Annotated in this window: 10 protein-coding genes; 5 read left to right on the forward strand and 5 right to left on the reverse strand. The window is 50.5% G+C overall.

All coding sequences use genetic code 11. The features are described from left to right. Window positions 1–9 precede the first annotated feature (9 nt). The gene (locus tag Q8P05_01395; protein MDP2666138.1) at window positions 10–477 is read left to right on the forward strand and encodes a hypothetical protein; all 468 of its coding nucleotides are present in this window, start codon (window positions 10–12) and stop codon (window positions 475–477) included. 45 nt (window positions 478–522) lie between these two features. Here Q8P05_01395 and Q8P05_01400 read toward each other — a convergent pair whose 3' ends face one another. Further along, window positions 523–1,677: a DHH family phosphoesterase gene (locus tag Q8P05_01400; protein ID MDP2666139.1), complete on the reverse strand. Its 1,155-nt coding sequence runs from the start codon at window positions 1,675–1,677 to the stop codon at window positions 523–525. 52 nt (window positions 1,678–1,729) lie between these two features. On the opposite strand from Q8P05_01400, the gene Q8P05_01405 reads away from it, so the two are divergent. Together Q8P05_01405 and nucS are read left to right on the forward strand one after the other, a co-directional pair. Further along, complete coding sequence (locus Q8P05_01405; GenBank protein ID MDP2666140.1) at window positions 1,730–2,785, forward strand: Xaa-Pro peptidase family protein; 1,056 nt, start codon at window positions 1,730–1,732, stop codon at window positions 2,783–2,785. 100 nt (window positions 2,786–2,885) lie between these two features. Then, window positions 2,886–3,665: an endonuclease NucS gene (gene nucS / locus Q8P05_01410; GenBank protein MDP2666141.1), complete on the forward strand. Its 780-nt coding sequence runs from the start codon at window positions 2,886–2,888 to the stop codon at window positions 3,663–3,665. A gap of 346 nt (window positions 3,666–4,011) precedes the next feature. Here the strand turns inward: nucS and Q8P05_01415 are convergent, their stop codons facing one another. Further along, complete coding sequence (locus tag Q8P05_01415; GenBank protein MDP2666142.1) at window positions 4,012–4,509, reverse strand: hypothetical protein; 498 nt, start codon at window positions 4,507–4,509, stop codon at window positions 4,012–4,014. A 74-nt stretch (window positions 4,510–4,583) separates the two neighbouring features. Between Q8P05_01415 and Q8P05_01420 the strand changes: the two genes are divergently transcribed. Continuing rightward, window positions 4,584–7,016 carry a putative metal-binding motif-containing protein gene (locus tag Q8P05_01420; GenBank protein MDP2666143.1) on the forward strand — a complete coding sequence of 811 codons (2,433 nt, stop codon included), beginning with the start codon at window positions 4,584–4,586 and terminating at the stop codon, window positions 7,014–7,016. A gap of 53 nt (window positions 7,017–7,069) precedes the next feature. On the opposite strand, the gene eno is transcribed toward Q8P05_01420, so the two are convergent. After that, complete coding sequence (gene eno, locus Q8P05_01425) at window positions 7,070–8,350, reverse strand: phosphopyruvate hydratase (protein ID MDP2666144.1); 1,281 nt, start codon at window positions 8,348–8,350, stop codon at window positions 7,070–7,072. A gap of 198 nt (window positions 8,351–8,548) precedes the next feature. Further along, window positions 8,549–9,262 carry a hypothetical protein gene (locus tag Q8P05_01430; GenBank protein ID MDP2666145.1) on the reverse strand — a complete coding sequence of 238 codons (714 nt, stop codon included), beginning with the start codon at window positions 9,260–9,262 and terminating at the stop codon, window positions 8,549–8,551. A gap of 97 nt (window positions 9,263–9,359) precedes the next feature. Between Q8P05_01430 and Q8P05_01435 the strand changes: the two genes are divergently transcribed. Beyond that, complete coding sequence (locus tag Q8P05_01435) at window positions 9,360–9,617, forward strand: hypothetical protein (GenBank protein MDP2666146.1); 258 nt, start codon at window positions 9,360–9,362, stop codon at window positions 9,615–9,617. Window positions 9,618–9,724: 107 nt separating this feature from the next. Here the strand turns inward: Q8P05_01435 and Q8P05_01440 are convergent, their stop codons facing one another. Then, a complete protein-coding gene (locus tag Q8P05_01440) occupies window positions 9,725–10,372 on the reverse strand; it encodes an Lrp/AsnC family transcriptional regulator (GenBank protein MDP2666147.1) in 648 nt (215 codons plus the stop codon). Window positions 10,373–10,696: the final 324 nt, after the last annotated feature.

Raw genomic sequence — 10,696 nt, forward strand, 5'->3', positions numbered from 1 at the left:
AATGGAAGGATGAAGCTCTACCAGAAACAACTCCCGGGATGGGAAATCGTATCGGCTTTGAAGGATGGGAAATGGATTCCTTTGGCGTTGGGAATTGTGCTTTTGGTGCTGATCGGGGCGCTCCTTCTGGATGGGGCCACCCAACCCATCGCGCTATCATTCTCCAAGAATCCAGTATCGTTATCCCAAAACGAATCAACGGTGTTGGAGGTGACCATTTCTAATCCCACGGGCCAACCGACGTATGGGTTGGTTATCCGTCCCACGGTCATCGACCAGGAGCAGGTGAGCATCTCCCCCGAACAACAAACCATTTCCTCATTAGGAGCGCAGGAAAAAAGAAAATTGCAGTTCCTCGTGCTCCCCCTCAACCCCACGTCCCATCCCTTCCTGCCCGGGAGCTACCGCATTGAGGTAAGTGTGGGAATGAATGAGCAATCTTATTCGCAGGCCATATTCTTGAATGTGGAGAAATGACACATCTGATACTCAAATAGGATGCATCTCCACCCAACTTTTTTGTTAGGTCTGAGCGGCCGACGCGGCATGGGCGCGGAGGAAGGCTTTCACTCGCTCCATGAAGATCGCCTCATCCTCAGCCCGAATGATGCCTCCGGCCGCGGGAACATGACCCCCGCCATTGGCCTCAGGCAAACCCCGGGTCGCGGTTTCCAAGAGCACATTGATGGGAACCTTGAAGTCCTGCCGCCGACCAGAGATAAGAATCTTATCCTTAAATTCCTCGAGGAGAAGGATGGTTTGGTTGGGCATCTTCTGAGACAATTTATTGATGAGGATGCTCTTGATGTTGTGCCTGGGTTTGACCTTGCCAATATGGAGCTCGAGCTCGGGGAAATATTCCATCTCATTGGGAAGGCGCTCCAACCAGAAGTTCATCTCTTCCTCCATGATGGCCACCAAAGACATGAAACCGGAATCCAGCATGACCTTGGGAGAATTGGCTTCGATAAGGAGATCAAGCACCTCGGGTAATTGTCGGGAAGACAGGGCGCCCGTGGCATAAATCATCCCCGAAAGTCGGCCAAAGGCATTCTCAAAAGGAACATCCATGACTGGGTAATTTCCTCTCATCAAAGAGGCGTCAACGAAATCTTTCCAGCGAGGATACGCAGCATCGGAAACAATGCCAATGCACGCGATCCAATCCGAATCCGTCACATCCATGAAGTGGGAAAACAACGTGTACGCGAACATCGCGGTGGGAAAAGAACTACTTTCGGTCTCCCAGATGATGTCGGGTTTGGCGATGATCACTCCCTGCATTTGGAGAGGGGTTACGACGCGGTGGTGGTCGATGATCAATGTCTCGCAAGCCTCCCCCAAGCGGAGAAGGAATGGGACCCCCATCTGGTCTACGCTCTTGTCGAGGGTAATGAGCTTAGTCACTCCCAGTTTTTTCAATTGCTCAGGCAGATCATCCGCCACATACCCGCGAGAAAAAGGAAAAGGATGAATGTACTCGGGGCGTTTGCCCCGCCACTTCTTAAGCGCCCGCACCGTCACCGCGGCGGCGGAAATGCCATCCCCATCGGGGTCATAAATAATCGCTACCCGGTCTTCGACTGAAATCTCTTGAAGGAATGAAAGGGCCGCGTCCAGGTTGGATTGATCCTTGATAGGTAGTTTTGCAATCCATTCAGGTGAAGAAAGAGGCATCAAAACCATTCAAACATAAAATCCTTTTAAGGACACTTATTTTAGTTGAGGAATGCGCCCCCTCCCTCCCGAATGGTTTACCCAAAATCGGGTGGACACTGTACTTATCCGCACCAGCGAGGCGATCCAAGACCCCCTGCTCACCGGGTTTACAAATCTCTATCCCACAGATTTCACTTTCTTTTTCATCCAATCCCCCCAACGAAAACATTTTATCTGCGGCCACATGGAGAAAGGGGCCGTCAAAAAGAATTACCGGGGACCCCTCACGGTGATACAGAAAAAGTCTGATTGGGTCCGCGCGCTTAAACCATTCATGAGAGGGAAGAGAGTAGGAATCAACCTGCCCTATTTAACGGCGGCCCAGCTGGCCAATCTCAAAAAGGAATTTCCGCGCACGCGATTCACGGATGTGAGTGGGGCGCTGGAGGAGACGCGGAAAATAAAGGAAAAGGATGAACAGAAAAAGCTGATGGAGGGCGCGCGCATCACTCAAGAGGTGTTGCATGGCATGCATCATGTGGTAAAAACCGGGATGAAAGAAATAGAACTCGCTGCCGAAATTGACCACCAATTCCACAAGAATGGGTGCACCAATTCCTTTTCCACCATCGTGGCGTTCGGGAAGAATTCAAGGAACATCCACCATTATAATTCGAGCGCCAAATTGAGAAAAGGAGATGTAATCCTGATGGACGCGGGAGCGCGATATCAGGGGTATTGCGCGGACCTCTCGCGCACATTCGTTTTTGGGAACGCCACTTCCGAGCAAGAAAAATGGTATGCATTATGCCATCGCGCGCTCCAGGAAGGAATGCGAGCCATTTTCCCTGGCGAAAAAGGGAAAAAAGCGTTCGCGATCGCGGAAAAAACATTGGGGAAAAAAATCCCGCATGCCTTGGGCCATGGTATCGGATTGGAGACCCATGATGTGCCCAGTGGGATTGGTCCCTCTGCAGAATGGGCATTCGAAAAGGATATGTGCTTGGCGGTGGAACCAGGATATTATGGAAAAACATTCGGGATCCGCATCGAGGAGAATGGGATGGTCACGCGCGAGGGATTCAAACCCTGGAGCAAGGCCCCTAAGCGGCTGGTGGTATGGTGAAAAGGGGATATTTGAAAAAAAAAGAATCTTCTTGAGCGTATTGCCCCTCCTGGCTTGAGTGGAATATACGCTTAAAACACAGGGCGCCGTAATGAGAAGGATGAACCTGGAAGCGGCCAAGAGACGGTTGGATAATGCACTCGCGCGGAAAGACCTCGTCATGCTCGTGGGAGAATGCAAGGTAAAATACCAGGGGCGGGCGGCCAGCAACCTGGCTTATGGGAGTAGGTTGTTGCTCATCAAGGGGGATGGGAGTTTTGCCATTCACCAAAACAGGTTGTTGCGTCCCACCAACTATTTGATGTCCTCTCATTGGTCAACTTCCCTGGAAGAAGGAAGATTAATCGTATCGGCCACGAAACGGAATCCCAAGGAGACCCTCATCGTCTCCCTGAAAGATGTGGAGATGCTCCAAGTGCACACCATGGAGGACCGGGATGACGATTTCAAGCTTGTGGGGACAGAGAAAGAGCTGAATGACCAGCTCATGGGGAGCTTGGATGTCCTGGAAAAAGGATTGCGCCCGCTCAAGCAGGAGAGCGTACTAAGGAAGGGGTTGGTGGATATCATGGCGGAGGATACGAATGGAAATCTCTGCGTCATTGAACTGAAACGACGGCAGGCGGACTACAATTCCGTGATGCAATTACAACGATATGTGCACGAGGTGCGCAAGCAGAAGAATGCCAAGGTCCGTGGTCTCCTCGTGGCCCCCACCATCGGACGGCAAGCCCTGGAACTCCTGAAAGGGTATGGATTGGAATACTTCTCATACACATTTGATGTTACTCAACCCCGGGTAACCATTGATGGTATCGACACCAAACAACGCACCATATTCCAGGCGCTCGGGAATAATGGGGCTACTAAAAAAATATAATCGACCGACGAGGAGAAAAATAGGATAACAAGGGAAATATTGATTTGGTTTAACACTTCCATTAAATTATTCGGCCGCCGGGGATTCAAAGAATCCCCTCGTCCATCGGGGCGGCCGATCGAAAGCGGCCCTGGTTGAAAAGTGGACATAGGAATGAAACAAATTGTTACGGCCGCTGGGAGGTCAACGACCTCCCACGTCCCTCGGTGCGGCCGGACGAAAACGGCCCTCAAAATCGTGCAGCCGGAGGAAAGCGGAAATTGTCGTCGTTCGGATTAAGTGTCGTTCCGGCCGCCGGGAGGGTGTAACCCTCCCTCGTCCATCGGGGCGGCCGGACGAAAACGGCCTAGTGCTGCTGCAAAATCCCCCCCATGTAGATTAGGGGGAGGCCGCTCACCAGGGCAAGGGCTATGGATCCATTGTTCGCCAAGGTGGCAGGGGAGAATGTCAAGACGAGGAAGAGGAGCAGGTGCAATCCCCCCACGCCATACCAGAAATGCTTAGTCGTCCATACCAATCCGGTGGCCAGGAATCCGATGGCCGTGACCAATGCCCAGTAGGCCCATGGATCAGGGATGAGCGCGGGAACCAATTGGGAGGCAAACAGCCAATGATACACCATCCCGAGGATGACCACGACCAGCCAGACATGCACCACTTTGTTCTTGGACCAATGGGGAACCCATTTGATCATTCCTCCAATGCCAATGAGGGAGAGCAATGTCCACAATGGCAAGGGGGTTGGGAAGGATGGATTATTCAAATAGAATTGATAAATCCCATATCCGAAGAGGGTGATGAGACCCCACAATAGGATGGATTTGGAAAACCCGCTCATGGCCATACGCTTTCTCCTCCAGTGTTGGATGTTAAAAGAGAAGGCTCAAAGGTTTAAAAGCCTGAAGCGGGTGGGAAGTAATGGTTGATATGGCAAGGAAAATGGGAATCATTGGCCTACTCCTTTTACTGGCTACCAGTGGGTTCGCCCTGGCCGCCGATCCCCCGAGTGGGTTGGATGCCACGCTCGCGTCGATGGTGACGAATGGATATGATGCCATTTATTCCAATCGGGGATGGTCCTCCTTGTATGACTTGCCCCAGACACGATTTTCGTTAGACGAAGCGGATTTTTATGATAATGCCGCCGACTTTGGAGAAACCGGGATGTATGGCCTTGCGCTGCGTCAATTGGCCAACCCGGAGTATGACCCATTCGGTATTTCGGAGGATGTAGAAACGCAAACTAAGAAATTGGGAGCCAATATCCTACCGTGGATTTGGGTTCCCGATACGGAAGATTTTGGGACGGCGGATGGGGCGTTAATGCCCAATGGGGGATTGGCCTATGTTCGGCCGGAGGTGCATGGCATTGTTGTCACGGACAACCAGTGCCGGGATGCCACGCTTCCCTATAATGAATATAGCATTCCTATTGACACGGTTAACAAGATCCCATTCTCCAACCTGCAAGGGATTGCGGGAACAGGGATCGCCTTACTTAATGCCGCCCAGAAGGATGAGACGAATCGAGATTCCTATTTGCGCATTGCCGAGCGCATGGGAACCCTCATTCTGGACAGCATGATTACTCCCGAAGGGGAAACATTTGGATTTCACCCCAATGAGATAATGGACAAATATGATAAAAGTATTCCCATCGGGATGGTGCCGTACCAATTCGCCCTAAAAACCACGGGGGAAGACACCCTTTCCTGTGGGGATGGGGGGACCATCAAACTCAATGAGAACCGGAAGACCTATCTGGCTTTGGCGGGGGTGTTCCTACAACACTTGCATGCCCAAACCGGGGAAGAAAAATTCGAGCGCGGCGCGAACTATATCTCGGAAGCCATCCTCTCCCAATTACAGTGCGACGGGAGCTTTGTGGATTACACCCGTTGGGAGGGGCCGGGGATCTATTCATACGTATGCAAACCCACTGATGGGAGCGCGGAATACGAAGCCTATCCTTCCAATGTGGCCGTGAGCCAGACGCAGGGATGGATAATTGATTCGGCGCTCATCCTCAACCTCTTGCGTCTGAAAGATGACACCATTTATGTGTCGGATAAAGAATACAAGCGGTCGGTGCACTATTTCTTGGAGCTTGAGGAAACCGAAACGGGATCGGGATTCACTCGAAATGGAGACCCCATCAAGTACGCGAGCTATTCATTGGACATCCAAAACAGAGCGTATGGCCAGGTGCTCTTGGCCAATGTTTTCCTCCGCGCCTCCTGCCAGGAAAACGATTCTGGTATTGAATCCCGGCTCCAGACGAAAGCCTATCAATTAATCAACGGGGCCAACACCGTTGTTCCCGCGGAATTGGATTACAAGATCGGCAGTGCCTTCATAGGAGACCCGGGGTTGCATGCGTATGCGCTCTCGGCCGCTGCGGACTCATGGAAAATAATCACGCGGGGATGTGAGGATTGCCGTGATAACGATGGCGACGGATACATTGATGGGGGGTGCGCCGGGGATATTGTGAAATACGATTGCAACGACAACGATGCCTCCATCCACCCAGGGGCAGAGGAGGTATGCGATATGGTGGACAACGATTGCGATGGCGTGGTTGATAATGGATTCGATTTTGATGGGGATGGTTATAGTGTGTGCAGCGAACCGGCGGACTGCAATGATGACGAATCGGATATTTATCCCGGGGCACCCGAAATAATCGACCAGAAGGATAATGATTGTAATCTCATCCCAGATGATACGGGGGTGCAGATCCATGTCACTAATGATTTGAACGCGGGAATAGGGAACGTGGATATTCTCCTCGTGGATTATGGGAACGCCTGCATCAATGCGTTCAGCGATTTGGTGGGGAGTTTCGACCTGATTCGAAATAAGTGCACCATCGTCAAAACCTGCACCACGGATGAAAATGGGAGCTGCCTCATGTCCCTTACTAATAGTGGAAAATTCCAAGCATTGGGGGTGGTGGGGGATAAGGGATTGGAATCCGGACCCATCGAGTTCTCCCCGGGAGGACGGAATGAGGTTTCTCTCCAGGCCAAAGGGTTTGACGATAGCGCCGTGGATCAGAATGATAGTCGGTTGGCCAACAACCCCTCTCTGCTGGAATCAAACCCCTATTTGGGATTGGGACTTCTCGTGGTGGTATTGATCATCCTCGGGCTGGGAGGACTCTATATGCACAAGACCGGGAGACTGGGTGCAAAAGGAAAAGGGAATAGTAGCCCATCGGCCTTGGCCACCCCAAAGAAAGGGTTTTCATTTCCCAAGATTACATTGCCAAAAATCCCCAAAGTAAAAATTTCAGTTGAGCCGGAAAAGAAAGGAAAAGTGTTGGGAAAATCGGATGGGAAGAAGTGAGGAAATATTTTTTATTCGTTAAGGGACAATTTTTTTCTTTTGCAGGAAATAATTTATTTCTTTCCGCCGAATTCGGCCTTTTTACCTAATTCTTCCTCGATGCGGAGGAGGCGGTTGTATTTGCTGGTGCGCTCGCCCCGCATGAGGCCGCCGCACTTGATGTAATTGGATTCCCATCCCACCGCGAGGTCAGCGATGAACGTATCTTCAGTATCTCCCGCGCGATCCGAGATGATGGTGGTCCACTTCGCGGTTTGGGCGAGCATAAATGATTCCAGGGACTCGGAAAGCGTACCCACTTGATTGGGTTTCAAATCTAACCCATTGCAGGCCTTGAGATCCAGAACGCGTTTGATTCGGGTGGGGTTGGAAACTAACAAGTCGTCCCCAACTATGGCATGCTTGTGGCCGAAACGCGTCATGGCCCCCTGGAAACCGGGAATGTCATCCTCGGCAAAAGGGTCAATGAGCAAGGAAATGGGATAGGATTCAAGAAGGTTAGAATAGAAATTGACGAGCTGACGGTGCGTCATGGTCTTCCCAGTCAGGTGATACATCCCTTTTTTCCTGAAATGAGACGCAGCCACATTGATGCCTAAACGGATTTGCTTATCGTATCCCAACTCTTTCACGGACGCGAGGATGAGGTTGAAGGCAACCTCAATATCGGCGGTTGCGAGCGCCATGCCCCCCGAATCCCCTGCATTGAGGGAATGGGAATCGAATTGTTTGGAAGCGGAATCGCGCACGGTATGATAGATCTCTGACCCCATCTGGATGGCATGGGCCATGCTCCGGGCCTTCAGGGGTTCGAGGAGAATCTCCTGAAAGGGCAAAACATTTCCCTTGGCATGGCTCCCTCCCGTGAATAGGGTGAATAATGGCATGGGCAAGGAAAAGGGTTTGGTACTCCCATCCTTTAGGGTGCGCAGATGCTCATAGAGTGGTTTTTCCTGGAGCAAAGCCCCCAACCGGGCGACGGCGAGGGAGGCGGCGATGGTGGCATTCCCCCCCAATTTGGTCTTTTGAGGGGTTCCATCGGCGTCAAGAATGAGCTTATCTACCTCATTTTGAGCGCAGGCATTCGCATCCTTGAGCTCGCGGGCTAATACGGTGTGGATTGATTTCAAGGGGGACTGGACCCCCATTCCGAGAAAGGGTTTTTCGCCATCCCTCAAATCGTGGGCCTCAAACCGACCTTTACTGACTCCAGATGGGGCCATGGCCGTGCCGATCATCCCATTGGAATGGGCCTCAACCTCCACTGTGGGAAACCCCCGGGCATCCAATACCCAGCGCCCCTTCAGTTTTTCGACAGCAAACGGACTTTTCATGCTTGATTCACACGGGGAAAAATACTGCTGTTGTTATGCGTGTAACCCTTTAAGAGCTCATGGGTGGGAGTGAATCGGCCTATGTTTGAGGAATAATTGGAATTTTCATGCATTGATTTGTTTTTTAAAGAGGGGGAAAATTGATTAGAAATCTATTAATTATGTAGCAGTAAGGTGGGCTTATTTATGAAAACAGGATCAGGACACCCCAGATCGTTCACGCTGGCGTTCCAAAACCACCTTCTTGATGAGGGGAAAACCCTTCCCGCCCAACAATTCCTCGGCGATGGTGGTGGTGACGAAGGTATCGAGAAAATTGTAATTGGGAGGAGATTCTTTCCCCTCGAGGAGACGCTGAATGCTATTCCAATCCCGCGACACATACCATAACCCTTCAATTTTTTCAGCGATGGGTTTGTCTCGGGAGGAAAGGGCATCGGTCATGAATGCCATGTCCACTTTTGAGAAGCGCCGGGTGTAAAACCCATCAAACCAATAATCATGCCCGATCAGGAGGGCTTTTTCAGGGGTGGCTCCCTTTTTCTCCAGAATGGCTTGCATCTGGACCTGACGAAAATACTCATCTTTGCAGTATGGGTCTTCCCCGCAGCGTTGATCATAAAGGATTTTATCCTCAGGGGACTTGGACGCGATATAAGCCTCATCCACGGCAAACACCATGGAGGGGTCAAAATAGGAAAAGAGGCTGAAATCTTTCATTTTAGTGTCGAAAACCTCTTTCTGGAGGGTCGAAATGAGAAAAATCCTCAATTCTGGATGGGATTTTCCGAATGTTTTCATGCCATCTAATAATGCCTTCGTCCCCTCTATCTTTAGGTTTGGATTGATCTTCCCGGGGATGAGGATATCCTCCAGGCAGAAAATAAGTATATCCTTAACCAAGGTGGCCATTCCCATAAGGGGGGATGAACCCTTAAAAGGACTCCCGCATGACCCCTTTAAAACATTTTTTCACGTAAAATAGTTAAATATTATGAGGGCACTATCTATGGCAACCCGGGCGATCCAAAAAATGAGTGCGTGCGTGGTATGCGGAAAAAAGGCCACAGTCGAGAATACCTTCAAACTAGCCAGTTGCGGGACGCACGCGGAGCTGGGCACGCAAGCGCCTCCGTGTCCGGACTGCGAAACCAAAATGGTGGTGAAGATGGGCACCTCCCGCGCGTTCTGGAGCTGTCCCAAATATCCTCTTTGCTTCGGCACCCGAAACCTGCTCAATCCATTCGAGGAAGTGGATCAGCTGTAGCTCGCCCTTAAAAAAGTAAAAATGGTCACACGGGAAAACTTATCTAATTGGATTTGACCTATTTTTTCCTGCTAATCGCTCCCATTTTTTATTACCAATTAAAAATATCATTCCTCTATTTTCTCTTTCGACTCCACTTCTTCTTCCACTCGAACATCTCGGGAACGCAAGGGGTTGGGAATTTTCCCCAAAGCTTGGCGCAACCGCTCACGGTTGCTGACGCGACTGGGAACCTCTCCCTTCCAACGGGGAATATCCCCTATATGCGCCAAACGGTGTTCCAAGAGGGTATGCCAATGGTAAAATTTAGTAATATTGGACACATCCACGAAGAATGAACTCGTCTCCATCGCCTGCCCCGGAAACTTTTCCCTGAACAGCTTGATGAAGACCTGGTATTCCCCATAATCAGGGTGCAGGGATTCTAGAAGGAAATGATGATTATTCAATCCCTCTCCTTCCGCGGCGAAGACCACATTCCCCTGCTCATTCCCCCATTGAATAATTTTTTTAAGAATGGCCGGGTGGGCGGCCTTGACGAATGTGAACGCATGAAAATCCAGGCCGAACCTTTCCAGATTAGGGAGGATGAGAAACCGATCCACGAACTTCTCCTCCCACAACCTAGTGCGGATGCGGGTGATCGTGGGTTGGGAGGTCTTCAACCGCGACGCGAGCTCCCTATCCGACAAACGGGCATTACGCGAAAGCTCGAGCAAAACCCTCTTTTCCTTGGATGAAAGGCCATTCTTCATATAAGAAACATGGTTTCTCTCCTTTTAACGCTTCTCGCCCTCATGACAGAAAAACAAGGAATGGCCTCCATTCTCCAAATAATGGGATAGTACATCCTTCAATATGACCATTTTCATACCAAATATGAATTTTTGATACAGAATAACGGAATTATGGTTTTGGCAGGATTAAATATCAGGAGAGATGTAGAATGACACGAGGTGGTTGATGAAAAACGTCGGAAAAAAGATTTCCTAAACCTTGGTTTGGGAGGATAGGCTCACTCGGCTTGAACGAGAACCGACTCCCAACCACCTTTTTTCCTTTTTTCCCCAATGCCCCTC

Source organism: Candidatus Diapherotrites archaeon, from assembly GCA_030688545.1.
Taxonomy (GTDB): Archaea; Iainarchaeota; Iainarchaeia; order Iainarchaeales; family VGJJ01; genus VGJJ01.

Coding starts and splice junctions, on each gene's coding strand:
- Q8P05_01405 (MDP2666140.1), top strand. CDS start 1,730: ATGCGCCCCCTCCCTCCCGAATGGTTTACCCAAAATCGGGTGGACACT.
- Q8P05_01415 (MDP2666142.1), bottom strand. CDS start 4,509: ATGGCCATGAGCGGGTTTTCCAAATCCATCCTATTGTGGGGTCTCATC.
- Q8P05_01435 (MDP2666146.1), top strand. CDS start 9,360: ATGGCAACCCGGGCGATCCAAAAAATGAGTGCGTGCGTGGTATGCGGA.
- Q8P05_01440 (MDP2666147.1), bottom strand. CDS start 10,372: ATGAAGAATGGCCTTTCATCCAAGGAAAAGAGGGTTTTGCTCGAGCTT.
- Q8P05_01395 (MDP2666138.1), top strand. CDS start 10: ATGAAGCTCTACCAGAAACAACTCCCGGGATGGGAAATCGTATCGGCT.
- Q8P05_01430 (MDP2666145.1), bottom strand. CDS start 9,262: ATGGCCACCTTGGTTAAGGATATACTTATTTTCTGCCTGGAGGATATC.
- eno (MDP2666144.1), bottom strand. CDS start 8,350: ATGAAAAGTCCGTTTGCTGTCGAAAAACTGAAGGGGCGCTGGGTATTG.
- Q8P05_01420 (MDP2666143.1), top strand. CDS start 4,584: ATGGTTGATATGGCAAGGAAAATGGGAATCATTGGCCTACTCCTTTTA.
- nucS (MDP2666141.1), top strand. CDS start 2,886: ATGAACCTGGAAGCGGCCAAGAGACGGTTGGATAATGCACTCGCGCGG.
- Q8P05_01400 (MDP2666139.1), bottom strand. CDS start 1,677: ATGCCTCTTTCTTCACCTGAATGGATTGCAAAACTACCTATCAAGGAT.